The sequence below is a fragment of the Streptomyces sp. NPDC002884 genome, assembly GCF_040295245.1.
Lineage (GTDB): Bacteria > Actinomycetota > Actinomycetes > Streptomycetales > Streptomycetaceae > Streptomyces.
The window spans coordinates 622,521-648,906 of sequence record NZ_JBEOVB010000001.1; the positions used below are offsets into that span (position 1 = coordinate 622,521).

Sequence of the window (26,386 nt, forward strand, 5' to 3'; positions counted from 1 at the left end):
ACGCGCACGGACCCGCCTGCGGGCACGACGAGTCCGTGCCGGTGCAGCGTTCGTCCGTGCCGGATGTGCTGCGCGGTGCCGGGCGGCCGCTGGACGGGGCGGTCCGCACGGAGATGGAGGCGCGGCTGGGCGCCGACTTCTCCGACGTGCGGCTGCACACAGGGCCGACCGCCCAGCGTTCGGCGGCCGAGGTGGGCGCCCGCGCCTACACCTCCGGCAGCAATGTCGTCATCGGCGCCGGCGGCGCGGACCGGCACACCCTGGCCCATGAACTGACGCATGTCATCCAGCAGCGCCAGGGGCCGGTCGCGGGCACCGACAACGGCTCGGGGCTCAGCGTCTCGGACCCCTCCGACCGCTTCGAGCGCGCGGCGGAGGACAACGCCCGCCGTGTCATGGCCGGTCCCGCACCCACCGGGTCGGCGCCCGTGCAGCGGGCGGCGGCCGCCCCCGCGCACGCCGGCGGGGAGGTCGCCGTACAGCGCATGCACGGCGGCGAGGCTCCCTTCGACCACGGCCAGTACTACGCGAAGACGGGCTGGCAGGCGGCGGCCGAGGAGTTCGAGAAGCGGCTGGGGGCGTACTCCTTCGGGCATCCGAAGGCGCTCGCCGCGGCCCGCAAGACCGTGAACCGGCTCAAGCAGCTGCTCATCGCCTACGCCCGCTCGGAACACAAGGACACCGCGCTCGCCAACAAGTCGTTCTTCAAGAACGACAGAACGAGCGCCGGGCAGGTCGGCGAGGGGATGACCACCGACCAGATCAACGAATTCTTCGCCCGGGACGGCAATGTCCGCGAGCTGATCACCGCCGTCTACAACGCCGCGTACTACAACAAGTCGGCGGAACTCTCGCTCAAGGACGTCCTCAACGGCATCGTCGGGCCCAAGCCGCAGCTCGCGGCCACGCTCGGCATGGACCAGGAGGAGCTGAAGAAGCACTCCGCGTTCCTCAACGGCTGGTCCCGGCCGCCCCTGTGGGCCGCGGCGAACGTCGCGGGCAAGGGCTACAACTACGAGAAGGACCCGTACGCGCTGGGCGGCCTGCTGTGGCAGTCGGACCCGGAGACCTTCGCCGGCGACACCCTGGAAATGATCAACAGCCAGGGGCCGCGGAAGGAGCGCAGCGAGGCCGACAAGGAGGCCAACCGCAAGACGCCCCGCGACTACGCGGACCGGGGCGCCCCGCTCGGCGCGCGCGAGCTGGCGTTCCTCGGCAAGCCCGGTATGGACGACAAACTGCCGTGGAACGAGGGCACCGCCTACTGGGAGATCCAGCAGAACGAGTCCTGGCCGAAGGCGAACGCCGCGCGCGGCATCCCGGTCGTCGCCGGCATGTCCGGCACCACGACCCGGATGCTCAAGACCTTCCAGTGGATCAAGGTGTCCGGGGTGGACGTCTTCGACTACCGGATGGCCGTGATGGGCTGGATGCTGCCGTCCTGGGACCACTCGCTCTACGAGATCCTCCGCGGTTCCTGGGCGGCCGGGGTCAAGGGGCCCGGCGAGTCAGCGAGCCTGGCGGGCAGGGGCGCGGCACTGATGTACCAGAAGATCGCGCCCTTCACGGAGGAGGAGCTGCGGCAGAACGTCTGCGTCGACGGCCAGTTCCCGCACGAGCTCATGTACCTCGCCGAGGCCGACAAGCCGCGTGCCGTCGACCCCGCGGCGAGCGGATTCATGGAACCGGGCCAGGACGCGGCCCGCACGGTGCCGGCCAAGTACAACGAGTTCGCGCAGGGCGACACCACGCCCACGCCGGCCATCACCAAGTGGAAGACGGACAACGGGGGCGCCTCCACGGCGGCCGTCACCGAGACGTTCAAGCCCGCCCACGCGACCGCCCTGATGACGTACACGGGCGGGGCGCACCAGATGATCAACTCGGTGGTGCGCAGCCGGCTGCTGCCCGAGGGGTACGCGCCGTACGGCACCGGTGGCCTCGCGACCGCCGGCGCCGAGGCGCTCTCGCTGCGGCAGATCAAGAGCCAGCTCCACTGGGCCGCCCAGAACGACGATCCGAGCCAGGAGTACGTGCCCACGCTCGACGAGGACCCGGTGATCGAGCCCCAGCTCGCGGCCGCGCGGGGCACCGACCCGGTGGCCAAGAAGGCGGCGATGGTCGTCGTCGACGCCCGGATCGAGGTGATCGCCCCCGCGCTCTTCGAGGAGCTCAAGGCGCACGCCGACATGACCATGGAGGCGCTGAACCGGCTGCCCGGCGTCACCGGCACGGTCTTCCGCGGCGACTGGAACCTCGGCGGCGACGAGGACTCGGCCCTCCGGCACGGCAAGCAGGCCGCGCTGAACTACCGGCCCGGCTCCGTCTTCACCAGCTCCTTCGACAGCACCAGCAGGGACGAGACCGTGGGGCTGAAGTTCATGCGGGGGCAGAAGGCCAGCGGCAGGCAGACGCACCGGATCCTCCTGGAGCTGACGCTCACCGGGAAGTACGGCCGCGACATCGATCCGTTCCACCAGTACCAGGGCACGGAGGACGAGGTCCTGCTCATGCCGGGCGCGAAATTCAAGGTCACCAAGAGCGAGTGGAAGACCGACGCGGCGCACAGCCCGACGGACGGTGGCACCGACCAGTACGAGCACGTCTGGGCGACCGAGGTGTAGGGGCGCGGCGGGAGCGCGGGACGCAACCCTCACACCCCCGCCCCGGCCCCGCTGAGGGCAGCGTTCCTCGCGGGAAACAACCGTGATGCGGTCGGGTAACGTCGGCAACGCACGCTCCTGGACATGACCTCGAATTCGCGTGTGGTGGTGATCGGCGCCGGCCTCGCGGGCGTACGACTCGCCCGCCGGCTCGGCGAGCTGGGCACGCCCGCGCTGCTGATCGGCGAGGAGGAGCACCGGCCCTACAACCGGGTCCTGCTCGCCGAGGTGCTGGCCGGCCGGTACGCCCCCGAGGTGATCGCGCTGCCCGCGCCCGCCGGGCTGGTCCGGGGCCGGGTCACCGGCATCGACCGCGACCGGCGGACCGTGGCCTGCGCGGACGGCTCGGAGATCGCATACGACACCCTGGTCCTGGCCACCGGCTCCAACCCGGTGCTGCCGCCCCTGCGCGGTCTCTTCACGCCGGACCACGTGCTTCCGGAGGGCGTCCACGCCTTCCGCACCATGGACGACTGCCTCGGCCTGTCGAAGGCGGTGCGGCCGGGCGTGCGGGCGGTCGTCATCGGCGGCGGGCTCCTCGGGGTCTCCGCGGCCCGCGCGCTCGCCGTCCGCGGCGCCCAGGTCGTCCTCGCGCAGCAGGCCGAGCGGCTCATGGAACGCCAGCTCGACCCGAACGCGTCGAAGCTGGTGCTCCGGCACCTGAGGGACCTCGGCGTCGAGGTCCACACCGAGTGCCGGGTCCGCGACGTGCGCTGCGTCGGCGGCGCCGTCCGCTCGGTGGAGCTGGCCGACGGCTACGCCCTCGACGCCGACCTGGTGGTGCTGGCCTGCGGGGTCTCCCCGCGCGCCGGACTCGCCAAGGCGTCCGGGATCGCCGTGCACAAGGGAATCCTGGTCGACGACGAACTCCGCACGTCCGACCCGTACATCCGGGCGATCGGCGACTGCGCGCAGCACGACGGGAACGTGTACGGGCTGGCAGCACCCGCGCTGGAACAGGCGGACGTCCTCGCCGAGTCGCTCGCCGGAGACGCGGGCTCCCGGTACGGCGGCACCCGCGCCCTCACCCGGCTCACCCTCGCCGGGCACAGCGCCTTCGACCTCGCCGCGTTCGGCGAGACGGAACCGCGCCCCGGCGACGACGTCGTACAGCTCGCCGACGCCACCCGGGGCACCTACCGCAAGGTCGTCGTCCGCGACGACCGCCTGGTCGGCGGGGTCCTCGTCGGCGAACTCGGCACCGTCGGCGCGCTGGCGCGCGCCTGGGAGGGAGCAGAGCCGCTCCCCTCCGACGGCGGCCCCCTGCTCCACCTGCTCACCAACGACGGAGGCTCCTGATGACCGCCACCCCCGGGGGCACCCCCACGATCGTGCTCGTCGGCCACGGCATGGTCGGCCAGCGCTTCCTCGAGGCGCTCGCCGAGCGCGGCCTGACCGCCACGCACCGCGTGGTCGTGCTGTGCGAGGAGCCGCGTCCCGCGTACGACCGCGTGCAGCTCACCTCGTACTTCTCGGGCCGGACGCCCGAGGAGCTGTCCATGACGGACATGGCGTTCATCGCCGACCACGGGATCGAGCTGTACGTCGGCGACCCCGCGGAGACCATCGACCGCGAGGCCCGCAAGGTCACCGCCCGCTCGGGGCTGGCGGTCGACTACGACATCCTCGTCCTGGCCACCGGCTCCTACCCCTTCGTGCCGCCCGTCCCGAACAAGGACGCCGAGGGCTGCTTCGTCTACCGCACGATCGAGGACCTGTTCGCGATCGAGGCGTACGCGAAGTCCCGTGCCACCACCGGCGCGGTGGTCGGCGGGGGCCTGCTGGGCCTGGAGGCCGCGGGCGCGCTGAAGGGCCTCGGGCTCACCTCCCACATCGTGGAGTTCGCGCCGCGCCTGATGCCCGTCCAGGTCGACGACGGCGGCGGCGCGGCCCTGCTGCGCACCATCGAGGACATGGGCCTGAGCGTCCACACCGGTGTGGGCACCCAGGAGATCGTCGTCGGCGAGGACGGCGCGGTCACCGGTATGAAGCTCTCCGACGGCTCCGAGCTCGCCACCGACCTGGTGGTGTTCAGCGCCGGTGTCCGTCCCCGTGACCAGCTGGCCCGCGAGTCCGGCCTGACGGTCGGCGAGCGCGGCGGTATCGCCGTCGACGAGCAGTGCCGCACGGTGAACGACCCGCACGTGTTCGCGATCGGCGAGTGCGCGCTGGCCGCCGACGGCCGGGTGTACGGCCTGGTGGCCCCCGGCTACGAGCAGGCCGTCACGGTCGCCGCGACCATCGCCGCCGACGAGTCCGAGCAGCTGTCCTTCACCGGCGCCGACCTCTCCACCAAGCTGAAGCTGCTCGGCGTCGACGTGGCGTCCTTCGGTGACGCGCACGGCACCGCCGAGGACTGCCTCGACGTCGTCTACTCCGACTCCCGCTCGGGCCTGTACAAGAAGCTGGTCATCGGCCGCGACGGCACGCTGCTCGGCGGCATCCTGGTCGGCGACGCGGAGGCGTACGGCACCCTGCGCGCGTTCACCGGGTCCGTGCCGCCCGTCTCCCCCGAGTCACTGGTCCTGCCGGCCGGTGCCGGGGAGTCCGTCCAGCTCGGCCCGTCCGCGCTGCCGGACGAGGCGATCGTCTGCTCCTGCCACAACGTGTCGAAGGGCACGATCCGCGGCGCGGTGACGGAGCACTCCTGCACGACCGTGCCCGAGGTGAAGAAGTGCACCAAGGCCGGTACCGGCTGCGGAAGCTGCGTCAAGGTGCTCGGCCAGCTGGTCACCGCCGAGCTGGAGGCGAGCGGCGTCGAGGTCGACAAGGGCCTGTGCGGCTGCTTCTCGCAGACCCGCGAGGAGCTGTACGAGATCGTCCTCGCCCTGCGCATCAACACCTACCAGGACCTCCTCGACCGCTACGGCCGGGACGGCGCCCGGGGCGGCGACGGCTGCGAGGTCTGCAAGCCGACCGTCGGCTCGATCATCGCCTCCCTCGCCCCGACGATCGGCGCGAGCGGCTATGTCCTGGACGGCGAGCAGGCGGCCCTCCAGGACAGCAACGACCACTTCCTCGCCAACCTCCAGAAGAACGGCTCCTACTCGGTCGTCCCGCGCATCCCCGGCGGTGAGATCACGCCCGAGGGGCTGATCGTGATCGGTGAGATCGCCCGCGACTTCGGCCTCTACACGAAGATCACCGGCGGCCAGCGCATCGACATGTTCGGCGCCCGGGTGGAGCAGCTCCCGCTGATCTGGACCCGGCTGGTCGACGCCGGCTTCGAGTCGGGACACGCCTACGGCAAGTCGCTGCGCACGGTGAAGTCCTGCGTCGGCCAGACCTGGTGCCGCTACGGCGTCCAGGACTCCGTCCGCATGGCGATCGACCTGGAGCTGCGCTACCGGGGGCTGCGCTCCCCGCACAAGCTCAAGTCGGCGGTGTCGGGCTGCGCCCGCGAGTGCGCCGAGGCCCAGTCGAAGGACTTCGGCATCATCGCCACGTCCAACGGCTGGAACCTCTACGTCGGCGGCAACGGCGGCGCCACCCCGCGCCACGCCGACCTGCTCGCCCAGGACCTCACCGACACCGAACTGGTCCGCCTCATCGACCGGTTCCTGATGTTCTACATCCGCACCGCCGACCGCCTGGAGCGCACCTCGACCTGGCTGGACCGCATCCCCGGCGGCCTGGACCACGTACGGGACGTGGTGGTGGAGGACTCCCTCGGCATCTGCGAGGAGCTGGAGTCCCTGATGACCGACCACGTGGCGCACTACGCCGACGAGTGGGCGACCACCATCAACGACCCGGAGAAGCTCGCCCGGTTCGTGTCCTTCGTCAACGCTCCCGACACCCCCGACCCGGTCGTCGGGTTCGTGCCGGAGCGCGACCAGATCAAGCCCGACCTGCCGTTGCTGTCCATCGGCCACCGTCCCCTGGAAGGGAGCGCCCAGCGATGACCCTGGCACTCGAGACGACCGACCTCAAGGTCCAACTGCGGCTGGATGAGCAGTGGTTCACGGTCTGCGACGTCAGCCGGCTGATCCCCGGCCGAGGTGTGGCCGCCCTGCTGCCCGACGGCCGCCAGGTCGCCCTGTTCCGGGACCGGGCGGGTGAACTGTACGCCGTCGACAACCGCGACCCGTTCGGTGGCGCGGCCGTCCTCTCACGCGGCCTGACCGGTACCCACGAGGGCCGCACGTTCGTCGCCTCCCCGCTGCTCAAGCAGCGTTTCGACCTGTCGAGCGGGGTGTGCCTGGACGACGACTCGGTGCGCATCGTCACCTACGAGGTGCGCACGGCCTGACGGCCGCCGTCGCCGTCGAGTCGCCGTCGAGTCCCCGTCGAGTCGCCTACCGCCGGCCCGGTGTCGTGGACTGGAGGCGCCTGGCCGGACGCTGCGCGGGCACGCCGGTGCTCCCGCTGCCGCCGGCGCCTGCCGTACTCCCGCTGCCGCCGGTGCTCCCGGCGGCGCCGGGGCGGGCCGGTACCGCCGGGAGCCGGACCACCGCGTCGAGGCCGCCGCGCGGCGCGGGCCGCAGGACCGCCTCGCCGCCGCTCGCGTGGGCGAGGCGCTGCACCAGGGCGAGACCCAGACCGGTACCGCCCTTCGGGGCGTCCGGGGCCCGCCAGAAGCGGTCGAAGGCCCGCCGGCGCTGCTCCTCGGTCATCCCGGGACCCTCGTCCATGACGTGCAGCTCGACCCGGCCAGGACCCGCCGGGCGGTGCGGGTGGCGATGCGGGAAACGGCGCTCGTGCGGCGTCTGGTGGCGCGGATCGACGGAGACCGTGGAACCCGGGGGCGCCACCCGCAGGGCGTTGGAGAGCAGGTTGTCGAGAATCTGCTCCACCGCCCCGGGCAGCGCCAGCACCTCGCCCGTGTAGTCCCCCGCCAGCGCCAGCCAGACACCGTGCTGCTCGAACAGCGGCGTCCAGGCGCGGTGCCGCTCCGCGCACACCCGGCCCAGGTCGACCGGCTCCCGTTCGGCGGCGCTCTCGTCGAGCCGGGCCATCGCGAGCAGCCCCTCGACCATCCGGGCCAGCCGGTCGGTCTCGGTCAGCGCGGCGGTGAGCGAGCCACGCGCGTTCAGGGCGATGTCGTTCTCCAGGTTCTCCAGCCGCAGCCGCAGCGCCGCGAGGGGCGTCTTCAGCTGGTGCGAGGCCTCACCGGCGAAGGCCCGCTGGGAGGCCAGCAGGTGTTCCAGGCGGGCGGCGGTCCGGTTGAAGGTCGCGGCGAGGCTGCGGACCTCCGGCGGCCCCTTGGTGATCGCCACCGGGACGGCGGTGCCGCCCATCGCCAGCTCATGGGTGGCGTGCTCCAGTTCACGGATCGGACGGCCGGTCCAGCGGGCGACGACGAACCCGAGCGCGGCCACCGCGGTGAGCGTCGCCAGTCCGCCGAGGGCCAGCAACAGCCAGACGTGGTGCACCCGTTCGGACACCATCCGGGTCGGCACGGTGATCCGGACGGCGCCCTGTTCCTCGACACCGTGGCGTACCGGGGTGGCCACCGCGAGGTACTGCACACCGCCGATGGTGGAGGTGCGCACGTCGGCCGTCGCGGTGCCGCGCAGGGCGGCGGCGATGCCCGGCCAGGAGGCGAGCGCGTCCTCCTCCCGCTCGGTGAGCGGATGCGAGGAGGCCAGCAGGGCGCCGCTCCCGTCGACGATCAGCACCTTGCCGCCGATGCGTTCGGCGCAGTGCGCGGCCCGCTCGGGCAGGTCCTGCGCCGCCCGGCCCGCCGAGATGGACAGCGAGGCGAACGCCGAGACCGACTCCGCCTCGTCCGTCGCCGCGTTGATCACCCGCTCCCGCTCACCGCGCGAGTAGACGAAGCCCAGCGGGATCTCCAGGCAGAGCAGGACCAGGGCGGCGAGCGTGAGATAGCCGAGCAGCAGCCGACGGGTCACCGGTAGGCCGCCGGGTGCCGGTGGGTCCGGTCCCACGCCGACGCCGGCTCGGCCGCCGGCACCTGGTACGGGTACGCGGACGACGGGTCGTAGGCCTGAGCGCCGTAGGCGTGCGGGTCGTGGGCCGACGGTTCATAGCCGGTCTGAGGGTAGGCGGGCTCGCCATACGCGGGCTGCGGACAGGCGGCCTGGGGGAAGGCCGGTGGGGCAGGGGTGGCGGGGGCCGGTGGTTCGTACGGGTGCCGCGCGCTCGGGGAGGAGGTGTGGACCGCCAGCCGGAATCCCACTCCGCGCAGTGTCTGGATCCAGGCCGGGTTGCCCAGCTTCTTTCGCAGGGTGGCGACATGGACGTCCAGCGTCTTGGTCGGCCCCTGGTAGTGCGGGTCCCACACCCGGTCGAGGATCTGCTGCCGCGAGTACACGGCCCCCGGGTCCTCGGTGAGCAGTGCGAGCAGCTCGAACTCCTTGGGTGTCAGTGTCACCGTCTCCTCCCCCACCCACACCTGCCGGGTCCGCCGGTCGACGACCAGGGGACCGGCAACGGCCGTGGCGGCCGTGGCGGCGGCCGTGGGAGCCGTGGCGGCGGCCGTGGCGGTGCCCTCGAAGGCCTCAGGCGCGGCGGCCGCCGGCGCGAAGGACTCCCCGCCGACCGGCTCCTGCCCCGTGAACTCGCGTTCGGCCAGCCCGCGGTGGGTCCGCCGGGTCACCGCGCGCACCCGCGCCACGAGTTCGCGCATGCTGAACGGCTTCGCCAGGTAGTCGTCGGCGCCCAGTTCCAGGCCCAGCACCCGGTCGGCCTCCTCCCCGCGGGCGCTGAGGATGATGATGGGGACGTCGGAGGTCTGCCGGATGCCCCGGCAGACGTCGATGCCGTCGATGTCGGGCAACCCCAGGTCGAGCAGGACGACATCGCCGTACGGCCCCCTCAACCCCTCGCCGCCGGTGCCGACATGACGCACCGTCAGCCCGAAGTTCCCGAGGCCCTCGACGAGCGGTTCGGCGATCGTCCGGTCGTCCTCGATGAGCAGGACTCGTACACCCATGCGTTCCCGTCTCTCCCGTGCACCGAATTCACGTGTTCCGTGGATCCGTCACGCTACAAGAACGCTCAGGGAAACGCCTCGAATCTTTCGGACAATGTGAGCAGCGGCTCAACTCCGGACGAAAACTGTCCCCTTCTTGTCGGCGGTTTAGTGTTCCTCTAACCTTCGCCTGGCATTGACTCCTCTACGGTGATGAGGAACTGGCCGGACCCCCATGCCGACCAGCTCTGACCTGGGAGGATCCATGAAGGCACTGCTGGACCGCGCCCGCTCGTTCAAACGACGGGTCGATTTCGAAAGCGGCGAATACCGGCGACTGGCCGAAGGACAATATCCCGAGGCATTGTTCATCACCTGCTCGGACTCACGGGTGATACCCGCACTGATCACGGGCGCGCGGCCCGGTGAGATATTCGAGCTGCGAAACGCGGGAAACATCGTTCCGCCGCACGGCCGGCCGGGCGCCTCCGGCGAGGCGGCCACCATCGAGTACGCACTCGAGGTGCTCGGCGTTCAGGACATCGTGGTGTGCGGCCACTCCCACTGCGGTGCGATGGGCGCCCTCAAGTCCGGCGACGACCTGTCCGCCCTTCCCGGCGTGGACGCCTGGCTCCAGCTGGCCCGCCCCAGGCTGGCGCCCGTCCTGGACGGCGGCGTCGAGGACCCCTCGATGCCGGACGTCGCCCAGCTGAACGTCGTCAACCAGCTCGCGATACTCCGGAGTTACCCGGCCACGCGGCAGCGTCTCGACGCCGGGCGACTGCGGCTGCACGGCTGGTACTACGAGGTGCACACCGGTCAGGTGCACGAGCTGGAAGAGGACGGCCTGTTCCGGGTGCACGCGGCATGAGCGGCGCGCACGCCAGGCACGCCCGCAGCCGGGACACGGGCACGGACATCGCCGCGGGCGCGGAGTGGGACCCGGGCACGGCCTGGGACACGAGCGAGGCCTGGGACGCGAGCGCGGACCGGGGAGCCGTCACGGACCGGGGAGCCGGCGCGGACTGGAGCTCCGGGGAGAGTGACGGACGGGGCCGCACGTTCGGGGAGGCGGCCGGGCTGACCGGTCCGCCGCCCAGGCCGGCCGCGCCACCGCCCCGGCCCATGTCCCCGCCGCCGCCCACGCGCAAGCCCACGCGCCCGCCGACACCGACGGCCCGGCGGGACACTTCACCGACGACCGGGCGGGACACCACACCGAAGGGCGCCGCGACAGCCACCTCGCAGGACGACACGGCGAAGGGCACCGTGGTGGGCACGGCGAGGGCCGCGCTGAAAGCGGCCGCGCCGAAGGGGGACCTGGCCACCGAGATCACCGCGTCCCTCGTCGTCTTCCTGGTCGCGCTCCCGCTGTGCATCGGCGTCGCCGTCGCCTCGGGTGTCTCCCCCGAGCTGGGCATCATCTCCGGTGTCATCGGCGGTCTGGTGGTGGGCGCGGCGCGCGGCAGCACGCTTCAGGTGAGCGGTCCCGCCGCCGGACTCGCCGCGCTGGTCGCGGAGACCGTGCTGGAGTACGGCGTGGCCATGCTCGGTGTGATCGTGCTCTTCTCGGGCCTCCTCCAGATCGTCCTCGGCCTGGTGAAACTGGGCCGGTTCTTCCAGGCGATCTCCCTGGCCGTCGTCCAGGGCATGCTCGCGGGCATCGGCCTGCCGCTGATGTTCAGCCAGGCGTATCCGCTGGCGGACGCGAAGGCCCCCGGAGCCCCGCTGGAGAACATGGCCGGCGTCCCCGGTCTGCTCGCGGACACGGCCGCCGACCCACAGGCGATGATCGCCGCCGGCCTCGGCATCGTCACGGTCGTCCTGAGCTTCCTGTGGAAGAAGGCGCCGGGGCCGGTGCGGAAGGTGCCCGCGGCCCTGGTCGCGGTGGGCATCGGCATCACGGTCGCCGCGCTGCCGGGCGTCGACGTCAAGACGCTCCAGGTGGGCAATCTGCTGGCCTCCGTCGACGTACCGGGCCCGGCGCAGTTCGCGGGTCTGGCGGACGCCGGGATCATCACCGCGATCCTCACCTTCACGGTGATCGCCTCGGCGGAGTCGCTGTTCACGGCGGCCGCGGTGGACCGGATGCACGACGGTCCGCGCACCCGCTACAACCCCGAGCTGATCGCCCAGGGCGCCGGCAACACGCTCGCGGGACTGCTCGGCGCCCTGCCCGTCACGGCGGTGGTGGCCCGTAGTTCGGCGAACGTCCAGGCGGGCGCCAGGACCCGGCTCTCCCGCACCCTGCACGGTCTGTGGCTGCTGGCGTTCGCGCTGCTGCTCCCCCAGGTGCTGGCCCTGATCCCGATCTCGGTCCTCGCCGGCGTACTCGTGCACAGCGGCTGGAAGCTGTTCGCTCCCGACGAGTTCCCGAAGATGTGGCGGCAGGACCGTGGCGAGTTCGCCGTCATGACGCTCACCACCCTGGTGATCGTGGTGACGGCGCTGCTGGAGGGCGTCCTGATCGGCCTCGCGGCGGGCATCGTGCTGGCCGCGGTGCGTATGTCCCGGACGGTCATCCGGCAGCACACCGAGGACGACACCGCGAAGGTGGTGATGGCGGGCAACGCGACCTTCCTGCGGCTGCCCCAGGTCATCGAGGCCCTGGAGTCCGCCGCCGAGGCCGGCCGGCCCCGGATCCGGCTCGACCTCACCGGCGTGACCCACCTCGACCACGCCTGCCGCAGCCAGGTGGAGGAGTTCACCGCCCAGCAGCGCGGCAAGGGCCTGCGGGTGGAACTGCTGATGCCGGGCCCGGCGACACGACCGCCCGCCGAGGCGGACGCGACACCGCTCACCGACGCTCCCCCGCACTCCGACCCGCTCCCCCGCCGCCGACCGGCCCCGACGCCCGCCGCCTCCGGGTCCGCCCCCGGCCCCACCGCCGAGTGGTTCTACCTGGACACCACCCCGATGCCGGAGGACTTCGCACAGCGCTACGCGCAGGAGTACGCCCCGAGCTCTCCGCAGGGCTACCCGCGGGCGTACTCCGAGGGGTACGCGGACGAGTACGCCTCCGGGTTCGCGCGCGGGCAGTCGTAGCCACGAGTACGGGCAACGAGGTGCGGCCCCGCTCCCTGAAGCGGGCGGCGACAGCGGGCGGCGACAGGGGCGGCAGCGGGCGACGAAAGCGGCCGGGGATCAGCCCTCGAGGGCGTCGTAGGACACCCCGGTCAGCCGTTCGGAGGCGGCCCACAGCCGCTCCCCCGCCCGGTCGTCGCGGGTCCAGGGTGCCCGCCTCGACGGCGCGGGCGCTCCGCGCCACATCGCGAGGGACGGCCCGGTGAACGAGTCCGGGCGGACCCCGGGAGCGGTCGCCGCGTACAGGGCGGGCAGCGCGCCGGCCTCGGCGGGCTGGGCGAAGACCCGGTTGCCCAGCGCCATCAGCCGCTCGGCGACCGGTCGCCCCTCCGCGCGCGGCCCCGCCGTCTGGAGGTTGGTCGCCGCGTACCCCGGATGCGCGGACGCCGCGACGGCCTCGGCCCGGGCCTCGTCGAGTCTGCGCGCCAGTTCGTGCGTGAAGAGCAGGTTGGCGGTCTTGGTACGGCCGTAGGCGATCCAACGGCGGTAGTTCCGCTTGGAGTCGAGGTCCTCCGGGTCGATGTTGCCGAGCAGGTGGGCCATGCTGGAGACGGTCACGATCCGGGCCTCGGGCGAGCGGCCCCGCGTGGCGAGCAGCGCGGGCAACAGCAGCCCGGTGAGGGCGAAGTGCCCCAGGTGGTTCACCCCGAACTGCGTCTCGAACCCGTCGGCGGTGGTGCCGTACGGCATCGCCATCACGCCCGCGTTGTTGACGAGCAGGTCGAGCCGGTCGTACGGCAGCGCGTCCGCGAACTCCCGTACGGAGGCGAGGTCTCCGAGATCGAGGCGCCGCAACTCGGCTTCCGCGCCCGGCACTTCGCCGTGCAGTCGTCGGACGGCCTCCCGCCCCCGCGTCTCGCTGCGGCAGGCGAGCACCACACGTGCCCCCTTGCGGGCGAGCTCGCGCGCGGTGACGTATCCGAGCCCGCTGTTGGCCCCGGTGACGACAGCGGTGCGACCGCCCTGGTCAGGGATGTCGTGCGCGCTCCAGCCGGCCATGGCCGTACTCCCTCCGCCGTGTGCACGGGCAGCCTACGGCGCTGCCGGTCACCCATCCCGCATCTCCCCGTTACGGCATGTCCACGACATCGCTACCCTGCGCTTCTAGCGTTCGGCAGCGCACGACCCCTGAACGACCCCGTCGCCGGGACCGGCGTGCGGGCCGGTTCACCACACCACCCCCGGGAGTGAGCGTGGAACGTCGTACCTTCCTGCGTGCGGCCGCGATCGGCGGCTCCTCCGCCGTACTCGGCGGAACCCTCTGGCGCGGCGCCGCCTACGCCGCCCCGGCCCAGCCCGGCACGGGCCCCTACGGGGCACTCGGCACGGCCGACGCCAACGGCATCCGGCTCCCGAGCGGCTTCACCAGCCGGGTGATCGCCCGCTCCGGCCAGACGGTGTCCGGGACGTCGTACGCCTGGCACAACGCGCCCGACGGCGGCGCCTGTTACGCGGACGGCACGGGCTGGATCTACGTCTCCAACTCGGAGATCAACCCGTCGGGCGGCGCGAGCGCGGTGAAGTTCTCGGCGGCGGGGACCATCACGGCCGCGTACCGCGTCCTCTCCTCCACCCGCCAGAACTGCGCGGGCGGCAAGACCCCATGGAACACCTGGCTGTCCTGCGAGGAGGTCGACCGCGGGTACGTCTACGAGACCGACCCCTGGGGCACGAAGGCGGCGGTCCGCCGGGACGCCATGGGCCGCTTCAAGCACGAGGCGGCGGCCGCCGACCCGGTCCGCGGGGTGATCTACCTGACCGAGGACGTGACCGACGGCTGCTTCTACCGTTTCCGGCCGACGAGCTGGGGCGACCTGTCCGCGGGGACGCTGGAGGTCCTGGTGGCCGGCACGGCCACGAGCGGCCCCGTGACCTGGTCGCCGGTGCCCGACCCGACCGGCGCCACCGCCACCCGCAACCAGGTCTCCGGCGCCAAGCGCTTCAACGGCGGCGAGGGCTGCCACTACGCGAACGACACCTGCTGGTTCACGACGAAGGGCGACAACCGGGTCTGGCAGTACGACGCGGCCGCCCAGAGAATCGAACTCGCCTACGACGACTCGCTGGTGACGTCCGGTACGGCTCCCCTCACCGGGGTGGACAACATCACGGGCTCCGCCTCCGGCGACCTGTTCGTGGCGGAGGACGGCGGCAGCATGGACATCTGCCTCATCACCCCCGACGACGTGGTCGCCCCGTTCCTGCGCATCGACGGCCAGTCGGGTTCCGAGATCACGGGCCCGGCCTTCTCCCCGGACGGCACCCGGCTGCACTTCTCCAGCCAGCGGGGCACGAGCGGCAGTTCGTCCGGCGGGATCACCTACGAGGTAAAGGGCCCGTTCCGGACCTGAGGGCTCCTGGGCAGGCACTTCCGGATTGACAGGAACCCGACAGCGGAACGGAGGAACGCAGCCGGGCGGCGGCTCGTTACTCGCCAACGAAGTCGAAGCGGAGTGAGACCACACACCCGGTGTGGCCGCAGTTCGCCGTGGTACGCCGTTCGCAGAGTTACGCCGTTCGCCGCCCGCACCCCACTCACGGAGGCACGTAACCATGACCCCCGCTCCCACGCCCGCCCCCACCCCGTCCCGCCGCACCGTACTCGGCGGCGCGACCCTGGCCGCCCTCGCCGTGACGGCCACGGCGGCCCCCGCCGCGACCGCGGCCACCTCCCCGCCCTCGGCCGCGAAATCCCCCACGGGCGAGGCGAGTTGGCCGACCACCTACCCCCTCCCCGACGGCTGGCTCCCGGAGGGCATCGCCATCGGCGGCAAGCCGTACGCCTACCAGGGCTCCCGCGCCCACGGCGGCATCCTCCGCACCGACCTGCGCACCGGCGAGGGCACGGTCCTGTACGCGGGCGGCACCGGCCAGGTCGCGGTCGGCCTGAAGCTCGACCACGACGGCCTGCTGTACGTGGCGGGCAGCACGGGAGTGGCGCGCGTCATCGACTCCCGCACCGGCGCACTGGTGACGACCCACCAACTCAGCCCGGCGACAGGCCACTTCATCAACGACGTGACCCTGCTCGGCGATCGGGCCTGGTTCACCGACTCCCGGGCCGCCGTACTGTACGGCGTCCCGCGCGGCCGGACCGACGGCGAGATCCGCGCCCTTCCGCTCACCGGCGACTGGGTCCAGCTCCCCGACGTGAACAACGCCAACGGGATCGTCGGCACACCGGACGGCCGGGGTCTGATCGTCGTCAAGAGCACACCGGGCGAGCTGTACCACGTGAATCCCAGGACGGGCCACGCCACGAGGATCACGCTGGTCGGCGCGTCGGACGTGGTGAACGGCGACGGCCTCTACCGCATCGGCCGCACCCTGTACGTGGTCCAGAACCGCCTGAACCTGATCAGCGTCTGGGCCCTGGACCGCACGGCGACCACGGCCACCCTCACCCGCACGATCACCGACCCCCGCTTCGACGTCCCCACCACGGCCGCCCGCTACGGCGACCGCCTCTACCTGGTCAACGCGCGCTTCACCAGCCCGCAGCTCCCGGAGACGACGTTCACGGCGGTGGCGGTGTCGATCTGACGGACCGTCCGGCCCACCGGGCAGGGGCGGCACCCACCGAGCACGGGCGCCGCCCCGAACAACACGCACAGAAAGTCACAGAACGGCCACGCCCCCCACACCGCATGCAAAACGGCCATACCGTCGTCCCCTCACGCCACACACAGCTCGGGGGGACACACATGAGCAACCCGTACACCACCTCACCCACCCGGAACCCCTCCCCCCGGTGGGCCAGGAAGAGATACGTCCTGCCCGCCCTCGCCCTGGCCCTGTTCCTCGGCGTGGGCATCGGCGGATCCGACGGCGGCACGAAGACCGAGGCGAAGCCGACGTCCGCCGAGCCCCAGCCCACGGTGACCGTGACGACCACGACCACGGAGACCGCCGTCCCCGAACCGGCGGGCACGGTGACCGCCACGGCGACGGAGACGGTGAGGGTGACGAAGACGGTCACGGCGAAGGCGGCGGCGAACGAGAACGGCACCGCAACAGGCACAGACGACTCCGCCGACTCCGCCGGATCCGACGACTCAGCCGGTTCCGGAAGCGCCTACTACGACAACTGCGCGGCCGCCCGCGCCGCCGGCGCCGCTCCGGTCCGCGTGGGCGACCCCGGCTACGGGCGCCACCTGGACCGCGACGGCGACGGCGTCGGCTGCGAATGAGGACAGAAGGCGGCGCCCACCGCTCCACCCCTCACCCCACCAGGAGCCCGCGGCGTGAATGGTTCGGGCGATGTGGGCGGTGTCGGCGGCGTGGGCGGCGTGGGCGGTGTGGGCGGTGTTCGCCAGGACCGTTTGCCGAACCGGCAACAAAACTCGCGGCACACCCGCCAGGACCGCATCCTCGGCCTCATCCTCGAAACGATCTCGAGCCATGGAGGACCGATGTCCCAGCAGACCGCGAGCGACGTGAAACACCACATGGTCCCCGCGCCCGCGGGCCGTATCCACGTGGTGGAACAGGGCGAGGGCCCACTGGTCCTGCTCGTGCACGGCTTCCCCGAAACCTGGCGCTCCTGGCGTCACCAGTTGCCGGCGCTGGCCGCGGCCGGGTACCGCGCGGCCGCCATCGACGTCCGCGGCTACGGCCGCTCCTGCGAACCCCCGGCCACGGACGCGTACCGCATGCTGGAACTGGTGGAGGACAACGCCGCGATCGTGCACGCCCTGGGCGAGGATTCGGCGACGATCGTCGGCCACGACTGGGGCGCGACGATCGCGGCCCACTCCGCCCTCCTGCGCCCGGACGTCTTCCACGCGGTGGGTCTGCTGAGCGTCCCCTACACCCCGCCGGGCGGACCGAAGCCGAGCGAGGTCTTCGCCCAGCTGGGCGCGACAGGCGGGGAGGAAGGGAAGGGCGAGGAGTTCTACGTCTCCTACTTCCAGGAGCCCGGCCGCGCCGAGGCGGAGATCGAGCCCGACGTACGAGGCTGGCTCGCGGGCTTCTACGCCGCCCTGTCCGCGGACACCATGCCGGCGGCGGACTCCCCCGACCCCCACTTCGTCACCCGGGGCGAAAAACTGCGCGACCGCTTCCCCACCGACGGACTCCCCGCCTGGCTCACCGAGGCGGAGCTCGACCTCTGCGCGGCGGAGTTCGAGCGAACCGGCATGACCGGCGCCCTGAACCGCTACCGCAACATGGACCGCGACTGGCAGGACCTCAAGGACTTCACCGGCGCCCCGATCACCCAACCGTCCCTGTTCATCGGCGGCGCACTCGACGCCTCGACGACCTGGCTGGCCGCCGCGATCGAGGCATTCCCCACCACCCTCCCCGGCCTCTCCTCCTCCCACATCCTCGAAAACTGCGGCCACTGGCTCCAGCAGGAACACCCCCGAACAACAAACCACCTCCTGACCACCTGGCTCTCCACCCTGCCGACCTGACCCCCCGCACAACAATCAACCAGGGGCGGCACCCCACCCACGGGCACCGCCCCCACCCACACCCGACCACCGACCTCAGTCGCGCCGAATCAACTCCGGATCAATCCGCCGCCCGACCAACGGCAGGGCGCCCAGCGCGGCGACGACCACGACGCCGAGCGCGGAGGCGAGGAGCAGCGGCAGCCCGTCCCCGTCCCAGAAGACGGCTCCGCCACCGGTCACCAGGTAACTGGACTCCGCCATCTTCCCGGTCACCACCGCGAGCACGAGCCCGACAACCAGGGGCAACGCGACCTGCGCCACCTGAACCGCCCGGAGTGTCCGGGGCCTGGCCCCGAGCAACGCCAGGGCAGTGACCTGCGGCCGGCGTTCCACCGCTCGATCGGTGGCGGCGACGAGATACGCCGCCACGCCGATGATCAGACCCAGGATCATGCCGACGGCGAGGAGCGTCTTGATGACGGTGATCTGCTGGAGAGACGCGGCATCCACGCCGTCCGTCTCGACCTCGATCGTGGGGTCGACCCCCGCGATGCCTTCGAGCACGGAGCGCACGGTCTCGGGGGCGGAACTGCTGAGAAGGCTGAAAGTGGCTCGGTCCTCAGGACGGAATCCGGCCGGGAACATGGACGGAGGAATCAGAACAGTGCCGCTGGTGACCAGTTGCGCTGCCGTGTCGTCGCGATAGTCGATCGTCTGGCGCGGCACCTGCACGTTGACGACCCGGCGCTTGCCTTCGGCATTGCGCAGATGGAAGGGGAAGCTGCTTCCTGGCTTGCTGGGCTCGTCGTAGGTGTGGTCCGCAACCATCAGCCGGGCCGGACGTCCGTCGACGCAGTTGCCGAGCTCGGACGCCATCCTGCGCAGCTGTCCGCAGGTGGCGATCACAGCACTGATGCTCCACTCGTCACTGCCGGGCTCCGTCCACGACTGCGTCCGAATGGCGTGGCTGCGGACGCCCGCTACCTTGCGGAGAGCCCGCTCCTTGGTCTCGGGAACATCGTCGAGCGCCATGGTGTAGAGCTGGACGGGCGAGGTGTTCTTGGACACCTGGTCCAGCTCGATCAGCACGCCCTGGGTGAGCGACGCCGCGTAGACGAGCAGCACCAGGCCGGTCGCCACGCGGAGGGCACCGCCCGGTTCCACTTCGTTGCGGCGCATGGCGAGACCCAGAGACAGCGAACTCGTGGCACGGGCGACTGTCCGGGCCAGGAAGCGCGAGAGGATCGGCAACGACAGCACGAGGCCGGTACCGACCAGCACGACGGCGAGCGGCATCAGGATCGCGGAGTACGACGTGTCCGTGGGTACGTTCCCCGTCGCGCCGGCCACGCAGTATCCGATGACGATGCCCAGTCCGGGAACAAGCGGGAGCAGGCCCCACAGGCGCGGCGGCTTCTCCACGGCGCTGCGCCGCACGGCCAGCGGGTTGGCCGCGGCCCTCTTCGCTCCGACGCGGCCCACGAACCAGGCAAGCGTCGGACACCCCACCAGACAGACGAGGAGCGCCGTCCCGGACAGCGCGCCATCGGCCGGGTACCACTTGAACCCGGGCAGCCCCATCCGTGCGACCAGTTGGTTGACGACCCAGTAGGCGCCCAGCCCGAGAACGGCTCCCAGCAGCGCGGCAGCGACGGTCTCGGCCGCATTGACGCGCTGCGTGCCCCTTCTGCTCAGACCGAGCAGGCGCAACGCGGCCAACCGCCTCATGCGAGAGGCGGCGGACAGCCGGGCACACACGGAAAGGAACACCGCCAGCGGTAGCAGTACGACGCCGGCCAGGGTGAAGCGCAGGATGTCGAGCGTGGAGGGCTCCACGGTGGGAAAGCGCGCATCCTTCCAACCGAATGCCGACAAGTGACCGCCCCCCTTGAGCTCTTCGGGTCTGGCGCCGATGTACGCGTAGAGCTCATCGGGCTGGGCCAGCCCCTGAGCGGAGATGAGGCCGACTTCTTTCCCCGGCAGGAGTTGATCAAGGCCAGGATCCCTACTCAGCAACTCGTGCAGCCTGGGAGATACGAACACCTCACCGGGACCGGGAAGTTCAGGAAGCCCCGGAGGCGGAGTGATGGGCGCGCCTGTCTGGGCCACGAAGATCCGAGTGAGGGGTTCGGAACCGTAGGGGTCCATTCGGGTGAGCGCTAGTCCACGCGCTCCCCTCGATGTTGATGTACAGCTACCCCGACCATTTGAACAATCCGGCTCGCGGGCTGCCTTGCGGGCGTCCTGCGTAGCCAGGATGCTCGGGATCGCGAGTACAACAGCCAGACAGCACACACCGATCGCACTGCCCACCACCATGAGCAGGAAACGAGTGCGGTTGCCCCGGCCGCTGCCCAACAATAGCCGCAAGCCCAGTAGAAGTTCCTTCACGACGCTTCCCGCACCTGAGCCGTCAGCACTCCATCGCACATGATGTAGCGGTCGTCCGCCCGGTCCGCCACCTGGGTGTCGTGAGTCACGAGCACCACAGCCGTTCCTTGCGACCTCGCCAGACTGAGGAATTCATCCAAGACAGCCGTGGCATTGCTGCTGTCGAGCGAACCGGTGGGCTCATCGGCGAATACGACAGCCGGCTTGTGCACCAACGCCCTTGCGACCGCCACACGCTGGCTTTGCCCCCCGGACACCTGCGACGGGCGACGCTCGCGTAGATCCGCAAGGCCGAGCCGTCCCAAAATCTCACCGGCCGCAGCGAGAGCTTCGCCCTTGCGCTGTCCAGCCAGTCGCAGCGGCAGAGCAGCATTTTCCTCTACCGTCAGCTCGGGTAGGAGCTCGCCGTATTGGAAGACGAATCCGAACCGTTCACGACGAAGCGTGCTGAGTTCCTCGTCATTGAGAGACCCGAGTGAGAGCCCGTCGAAACGGATCTCGCCACAAGAGACCGGGAGTACCCCGGCCAGACAATAGAGCAGTGACGACTTCCCAGACCCGCTCTGTCCCGTAATCGCCGCGATCTGTCCTCGCTTCAGCGAAAACTCCACGTTCCGAACAGCCAGCGTCTCACCGTAGAGGAGGTCAACCCCGCTGGCCGACAGGACTTCTGACGTCTTGATCTCGTTCTCCTATCAAGAGCCCGAGCCCAGGCGAATGCACCTGGGCTCGAGAAGGCGGACAGGCTCAGCCACGATCCCAGTCATGCGTAAAGGACTCGAGAGGCGCACAGTTGTCCGGACGAAGGGCGCCCCGATCGCGGCACACTCGAAGCTTCGCCTTGCTGATGTATCGCTGGGCACCATCCCAATTCGACTTGTGGAGTCGGATCGAGCTCCGCTGCTTTCCGTAGTAACGCACCCAGTCGTGCCCCTGGACCTGGACCTCGACATAGACGTTGTGACGGTCGCCGACGATCGTGTCAGTGAGCCACCCCCGCCATTCGAAGGCGCCGTGATTGACCCCGGGCCGGTTGAGTTTGTAGTGGCCGCCGCCGAACTCGACGCCTTCCGATTCGAGGTGAGGGATTCCCCCCTCCGCCGGCGAAGCAACTGCCGCCACCGCCCCGCCGAGCACCAGACCAACCGCGGCCAAGCCGAGCACTGCCCTCTTCATCCACGCCTCCGTAACCATCAGCAACACTGTCGTTGCTGCGAGTAACGGACTGTAGCGGCACCTAAGTTGACAGAAACGATCTATCGCCCCACAACCATCACATCAGGCGATCGACTTCAAGCCATACCCCGCCGAAAACCGCAAGAGGACGGCACCCCCGCACAGGGTGCCGTCCTCCTTGGTGCGCCGGGGCCGTTGCCGATCGGTGAGGGTCGGGGACCGGCGGCGGCTCCGGGGCTATCGGGGTGTCAGCGGTGGTCGCTGCCCGCCGACTGCGAGGCCGCCCGGCCCGCTTCCAGCCGCGCCACCGGGATCCGGAACGGCGAGCAGGAGACGTAGTCGAGTCCCACCTCGTGGAAGAAGTGGACGGACTCCGGGTCGCCGCCGTGCTCGCCGCAGACGCCGAGCTTCAGGTCGGGGCGGGTGGCGCGGCCGGCCTCCACCGCCAGCTTCACCAGGGAGCCGACGCCGTCCCGGTCGATCGTCTCGAACGGGCTGACGCCGAAGATGCCCTTCTCCAGGTAGGCCGTGAAGAACGAGGCCTCGACGTCGTCGCGGCTGAAGCCCCACACCGTCTGGGTCAGGTCGTTCGTGCCGAAGGAGAAGAAGTGGGCCGCCTCGGCGATCTGACCGGCGGTCAGCGCGGCTCGCGGGAGTTCGATCATCGTGCCGATCGAGAGCTTCAGCTGGACGCCGGTCGCCGCCTCCACCTCCGCGATGACCTGGTCGGCCTCCTCGCGGACGATCTCCAGCTCCTGGACCGTGCCGACGAGCGGAATCATGATCTCCGGGCGCGGGTCGCCCTTGGCCGTCTTGCGCTCGGCCGCGGCCTCGGCGATCGCCCGTACCTGCATGGTGAACAGGCCGGGGATGACCAGGCCGAGGCGTACGCCGCGCAGACCCAGCATCGGGTTCTGCTCGTGCAGCCGGTGGACGGCCTGGAGGAGGCGGAGTTCGTTCTCGTGGGGTTCCTGGCGGGACTCGGCGAGGGCCACGCGGACCGAGAGCTCGGTGATGTCCGGCAGGAACTCGTGCAGCGGCGGGTCGAGGAGGCGGACCGTGACCGGGAGGCCGTCCATCGCCGAGAACAGCTCCACGAAGTCCTGCTTCTGGAGCGGCAGCAGCGCCTTCAGCGACTCCTCGCGCTCGGCCTCGGTGTCCGCGAGGATCAGCCGCTCGACCAGCTCACGACGGTCGCCGAGGAACATGTGCTCCGTACGGCACAGGCCGATGCCCTGGGCGCCGAAGCGGCGGGCGCGCAGCGCGTCCTCGGCGTTGTCCGCGTTGGCGCGCACCCACAGGCGGCGCTTGCGGTCGGCGAACGCCATGATCCGGTGCACGGCCTCGACCAGTTCGTCGGCGTCGTTGGCGCCCGCGTGCATCCGGCCCTCGAAGTACTCCACGACGGGGGACGGGACCACCGGGACCTCGCCCAGGTAGACCTTGCCGCTCGAGCCGTCGATGGAGATCAGGTCGCCTTCCTCGACGACGTGGCCGCCCGGCACCGTCATCCGGCGGCGCTTGGTGTCGACCTCGAGTTCCTCGGCGCCGCAGACACAGGTCTTGCCCATGCCGCGGGCCACCACGGCCGCGTGCGACGTCTTGCCGCCGCGCGAGGTCAGGATGCCCTCGGCCGCGATCATGCCGTCCAGGTCGTCGGGGTTGGTCTCGCGGCGGACCAGGATGACCTTCTCGCCCGAGCGGGACCACTTGACGGCGGTGTACGAGTCGAAGACCGCCTTGCCGACGGCCGCGCCCGGCGACGCCGCGATGCCCCGGCCGACCTGCTGGACCTTGGCCTCCTCGTCGAAGCGGGGGAACATCAGCTGGGCGAGCTGGGCGCCGGTCACCCGCTGGAGCGCCTCGGCCTCGTCGATCAGGCCCTGGTCGACGAGCTGGGTGGCGATGCGGAAGGCCGCGCCCGCCGTGCGCTTGCCGACGCGCGTCTGGAGCATCCACAGCTGGCCGCGCTCGATGGTGAACTCGATGTCGCAGAGGTCCTTGTAGTGGTTCTCCAGCGTCTCCATGATCTGGATCAGCTGGTCGTAGGACTTCTTGTCGATCGATTCCAGCTCGGCGAGCGGGACGGTGTTGCGGATGCCCGCCACCACGTCCTCGCCCTGGGCGTTCTGGAGGTAGTCGCCGTACACGCCCTGGTGGCCGGAGGCGGGGTCGCGGGTGAACGCCACGCCGGTGCCCGAGTCGGGGCCGAGGTTGCCGAAGACCATCGAACAGACGTTGACGGCGGTGCCCAGGTCGCCCGGGATGCGCTCCTGGCGGCGGTAGAGCTTCGCGCGGTCGGTGTTCCAGGAGTCGAAGACCGCGTGGATGGCGAGGTCCATCTGCTCGCGCGGGTCCTGCGGGAAGTCGCGGCCGGCCTCGGTCTTGACGATCTTCTTGAAGCGGGTGACCAGCTTCTTCAGGTCCGCGGCCTCCAGCTCGGTGTCGACCGTGACCTTCTTGGCCGCCTTCGCGGACTCCAGCGCGTCCTCGAAGAGCTCGCCCTCGACGCCGAGGACGGTCTTGCCGAACATCTGGATCAGGCGGCGGTAGGAGTCCCAGGCGAAGCGGTCGTCGCCGGACTGCTTGGCGAGGCCCTGGACCGACTTGTCGGAGAGGCCGATGTTGAGGACCGTGTCCATCATTCCGGGCATCGAGAACTTGGCGCCGGAGCGGACGGAGACCAGCAGCGGGTCGTCGGCCTGGCCGAGCTTCTTGCCCATGCGCTGCTCCAGCGCGTCGAGGTGCGCACTCACCTCGTCACGCAGTGCCGCCGGCTCGTCGCCGCTGTCGAGGTAGACCCTGCAGGCGTCGGTGGTGATGGTGAAGCCCGGAGGGACCGGAAGGCCCAGGTTGGTCATCTCGGCGAGGTTCGCGCCCTTGCCGCCGAGAAGGTCCTTGAGGTCCTTGTTGCCCTCGGTGAAGTCGTAGACGAACTTCACGCCCTCAACGGTCGCGGCCTGCTCGGCTACCTGGAGATCTTTGTTTTCCGACACGGGTCTCGACTCCTCGAGGACGCGGTGGCTGCCCTGACGGCCAGGAACATACCCAGATCGAAGGCTCCTGGGTACGTCCACTCGCGCGTCATGTGCCCGTAACCAACCGTCCGCCAGCGGATCGAAAGTCAAGGCTTGGCAAGCGCACGGCCGCCGATGTTTTCACTTCTTGAACGCAAGCACCTCCTGACCGCCTCTCACATGCCCCATATTACGCTCAGATGAGCACTGTGCGGCACGATTGATTTCGATCGATGAACGATCAAGGGGTGGCACTGAGTGCCACCCTTTGGAGAAGTGCAGTCGCTCTTGATTCGCTCATCTGAGCACTTCCCCCCTCAGGGGTGGCGAGAATCACGCCGGAATCAGCCTTGCGCGGGCGCCTCGATTTCACGATGCGGACGCGGACGAGGACCCGTCCGGAAGCGGAAACCTGCTCGTCACACGAGCCGTCCCGGGGAGCCGCCGGGATCCCGGGAGTCCCGTCCCCCGAGCGTCCCTCACACTCCGAGCGCCAGCAACCGCTCCTCGGCCCGCTCCGGCGCGTACAGGTGCTCCACGACCAGCGCACCCGCTCCCACCAGGCCCGCCCGCTCCCCCAGTCGCGAGGTCACCACGTCCAGGTGAGCCGTGGAGCGGGGCAGCGCACGCTGATAGAGCAACTCGCGCACACCGGTCAGGAAGGCGGTTCCGGCCAGATCTCCGGCGATCATCAGAACCCCGGGGTTGAGCAGCGTCACGACGGTCGCCAGGACGTCCCCGACCCGGCGGCCGGCCTCACGGGCCAGTGCGGCCGCCTCCGGGTGGCCGGCCGCGAGCAGGTCGCGCACATCCGATCCCGAGGACGCCGGAACACCCGACTCCGCCAGCCTCCGGGCCACGGCGCCACCACTGGCGACCGCCGCGAGACAGCCGTAGGAACCGCAGCGGCACAACGCCTCCGCGCCCACCCGGATGTGCCCGATGTCGCCGGCCCCGCCGTCGATGCCCCGGAAGATCGAGCCGCCGACCACGACCCCCGCACCTATGCCCGTCGATACCTTGACCAGCACGAACGCCGAGCAGTCGGCGTATCCGGTGCGCTGTTCGCCGTACGCCATGAGGTTCGCGTCGTTGTCGACGAGGACGGGGACCGCCACCGCGCCGCCGCCCGCTTCCCCGCCCGGGCCCGCCGTCCGTTCGGTGAAGGCGCGGGACAGGCGGCCCCTTATGTCGTAGCCGTCCCAGCCGGGCATGATCGGCGGCTGGACGACCCGGCCGGTCTCGCTGTCGACCGGGCCGGGCACGGCGAGTCCGATGCCGCACACCTCGTCCGGCCGGTGGCCCGCCTTCTCCAGCAGCTCGGCGAACCAGCCGCCCAGCTCGCCGAGCACCGCGTCCGGCCCGTCCTCGATGACCAGCGTGCCGCCGTGCTCGGCCAGGATCTCCCCGGTCAGCGTGAGTACGGCCGCCCGCGCGTGCCGGGTGTCCAGGTCCGCCGCCAGGACGACGGCGTGGGCGTCGTCGAACTCCAGGGTGATCGAGGGACGGCCGCCCAGCGGGGAGTCGACCGGGCCGCCGGCGCCCTCGCGCAGCCAGCCGGCGCGGAAGAGGCGGTCCAGACGCTGACCGACGGTCGCCCGGGAGAGGCCGGTGGCCTGCTGGAGGGCACCACGTGTCGTCGCCCGTCCCCTGCGTACCAGTTCGAGCAGATCCCCGGAGCTGGCCTGGCCGCGTCCCGTCATGCGCACCCCCTTGTGTTTCTCAAGCCTGCATTACATATTGAGTTTTGCGTGTTAAATAGACGTAACCCTATGGTAG

Annotated in this window: 18 protein-coding genes; 10 read left to right on the forward strand and 8 right to left on the reverse strand. The window is 71.0% G+C overall.

Annotation, left to right across the window (positions count from 1 at the left end):
• From ABT070_RS02760 to nirD, 4 genes are all read left to right on the forward strand, one after another.
• Window positions 1–2,624: eCIS core domain-containing protein (locus tag ABT070_RS02760; protein WP_351753640.1), on the forward strand; the 2,624-nt coding region annotated here is incomplete at its 5' end.
• 123 nt (window positions 2,625–2,747) lie between these two features.
• Window positions 2,748–3,962, forward strand: coding sequence for an NAD(P)/FAD-dependent oxidoreductase (locus ABT070_RS02765; RefSeq protein ID WP_351753642.1), 1,215 nt, complete (start codon window positions 2,748–2,750; stop codon window positions 3,960–3,962).
• Window positions 3,962–6,568 carry a nitrite reductase large subunit NirB gene (nirB, locus tag ABT070_RS02770; protein WP_351753645.1) on the forward strand — a complete coding sequence of 869 codons (2,607 nt, stop codon included), beginning with the start codon at window positions 3,962–3,964 and terminating at the stop codon, window positions 6,566–6,568. The genes ABT070_RS02765 and nirB overlap by 1 nt, the downstream gene beginning before the upstream one ends.
• Window positions 6,565–6,915: a nitrite reductase small subunit NirD gene (nirD, locus tag ABT070_RS02775; RefSeq protein ID WP_351753648.1), complete on the forward strand. Its 351-nt coding sequence runs from the start codon at window positions 6,565–6,567 to the stop codon at window positions 6,913–6,915. The genes nirB and nirD overlap by 4 nt, the downstream gene beginning before the upstream one ends.
• Window positions 6,916–6,961: 46 nt before the next feature.
• Here nirD and ABT070_RS02780 read toward each other — a convergent pair whose 3' ends face one another.
• Both ABT070_RS02780 and ABT070_RS02785 read right to left on the reverse strand, forming a co-directional pair.
• Window positions 6,962–8,518: a HAMP domain-containing sensor histidine kinase gene (locus ABT070_RS02780; protein ID WP_351753650.1), complete on the reverse strand. Its 1,557-nt coding sequence runs from the start codon at window positions 8,516–8,518 to the stop codon at window positions 6,962–6,964.
• Complete coding sequence (locus ABT070_RS02785) at window positions 8,515–9,561, reverse strand: response regulator transcription factor (RefSeq protein ID WP_451099201.1); 1,047 nt, start codon at window positions 9,559–9,561, stop codon at window positions 8,515–8,517. Before ABT070_RS02785 ends, ABT070_RS02780 begins: the two co-directional genes overlap by 4 nt.
• 244 nt (window positions 9,562–9,805) lie before the next feature.
• On the opposite strand from ABT070_RS02785, the gene ABT070_RS02790 reads away from it, so the two are divergent.
• Window positions 9,806–10,411: a carbonic anhydrase gene (locus tag ABT070_RS02790; RefSeq protein WP_351753653.1), complete on the forward strand. Its 606-nt coding sequence runs from the start codon at window positions 9,806–9,808 to the stop codon at window positions 10,409–10,411.
• Window positions 10,408–12,585: a SulP family inorganic anion transporter gene (locus ABT070_RS02795; RefSeq protein ID WP_351753656.1), complete on the forward strand. Its 2,178-nt coding sequence runs from the start codon at window positions 10,408–10,410 to the stop codon at window positions 12,583–12,585. The genes ABT070_RS02790 and ABT070_RS02795 overlap by 4 nt, the downstream gene beginning before the upstream one ends.
• A 99-nt stretch (window positions 12,586–12,684) precedes the next feature.
• On the opposite strand, the gene ABT070_RS02800 is transcribed toward ABT070_RS02795, so the two are convergent.
• Entirely contained in the window at window positions 12,685–13,623 is a 939-nt protein-coding gene (locus ABT070_RS02800; protein ID WP_351753658.1) for an oxidoreductase, read from the reverse strand.
• Between the two features lie 194 nt (window positions 13,624–13,817).
• On the opposite strand from ABT070_RS02800, the gene ABT070_RS02805 reads away from it, so the two are divergent.
• The 4 genes from ABT070_RS02805 (at window position 13,818) to ABT070_RS02820 (ending at window position 18,041) form a co-directional block, all read left to right on the forward strand.
• Window positions 13,818–14,975 carry an alkaline phosphatase PhoX gene (locus ABT070_RS02805; protein WP_351753661.1) on the forward strand — a complete coding sequence of 386 codons (1,158 nt, stop codon included), beginning with the start codon at window positions 13,818–13,820 and terminating at the stop codon, window positions 14,973–14,975.
• A gap of 202 nt (window positions 14,976–15,177) precedes the next feature.
• Complete coding sequence (locus tag ABT070_RS02810) at window positions 15,178–16,167, forward strand: SMP-30/gluconolactonase/LRE family protein (RefSeq protein ID WP_351753664.1); 990 nt, start codon at window positions 15,178–15,180, stop codon at window positions 16,165–16,167.
• 161 nt (window positions 16,168–16,328) lie between these two features.
• Complete coding sequence (locus ABT070_RS02815) at window positions 16,329–16,814, forward strand: excalibur calcium-binding domain-containing protein (protein ID WP_351753667.1); 486 nt, start codon at window positions 16,329–16,331, stop codon at window positions 16,812–16,814.
• Between the two features lie 222 nt (window positions 16,815–17,036).
• Window positions 17,037–18,041: an alpha/beta fold hydrolase gene (locus ABT070_RS02820; RefSeq protein WP_351753669.1), complete on the forward strand. Its 1,005-nt coding sequence runs from the start codon at window positions 17,037–17,039 to the stop codon at window positions 18,039–18,041.
• 75 nt (window positions 18,042–18,116) lie between these two features.
• Here the strand turns inward: ABT070_RS02820 and ABT070_RS02825 are convergent, their stop codons facing one another.
• The 5 genes from ABT070_RS02825 to ABT070_RS02845 all read right to left on the reverse strand — a co-directional run bounded on the left by ABT070_RS02825 (window position 18,117) and on the right by ABT070_RS02845 (window position 26,310).
• Window positions 18,117–20,414, reverse strand: a complete 2,298-nt coding sequence (locus tag ABT070_RS02825; protein WP_351753672.1) for an FtsX-like permease family protein — start codon at window positions 20,412–20,414, stop codon at window positions 18,117–18,119.
• The gene (locus ABT070_RS02830; RefSeq protein ID WP_351753675.1) at window positions 20,411–21,025 is read right to left on the reverse strand and encodes an ABC transporter ATP-binding protein; all 615 of its coding nucleotides are present in this window, start codon (window positions 21,023–21,025) and stop codon (window positions 20,411–20,413) included. The genes ABT070_RS02825 and ABT070_RS02830 overlap by 4 nt, the downstream gene beginning before the upstream one ends.
• A 136-nt stretch (window positions 21,026–21,161) precedes the next feature.
• Window positions 21,162–21,590 carry a hypothetical protein gene (locus tag ABT070_RS02835; RefSeq protein ID WP_351753677.1) on the reverse strand — a complete coding sequence of 143 codons (429 nt, stop codon included), beginning with the start codon at window positions 21,588–21,590 and terminating at the stop codon, window positions 21,162–21,164.
• A 248-nt stretch (window positions 21,591–21,838) separates the two neighbouring features.
• Window positions 21,839–24,586, reverse strand: a complete 2,748-nt coding sequence (gene ppdK / locus ABT070_RS02840; RefSeq protein WP_351753680.1) for a pyruvate, phosphate dikinase — start codon at window positions 24,584–24,586, stop codon at window positions 21,839–21,841.
• Between the two features lie 500 nt (window positions 24,587–25,086).
• The gene (locus ABT070_RS02845; protein ID WP_351753683.1) at window positions 25,087–26,310 is read right to left on the reverse strand and encodes an ROK family protein; all 1,224 of its coding nucleotides are present in this window, start codon (window positions 26,308–26,310) and stop codon (window positions 25,087–25,089) included.
• Window positions 26,311–26,386 lie beyond the last annotated feature (76 nt).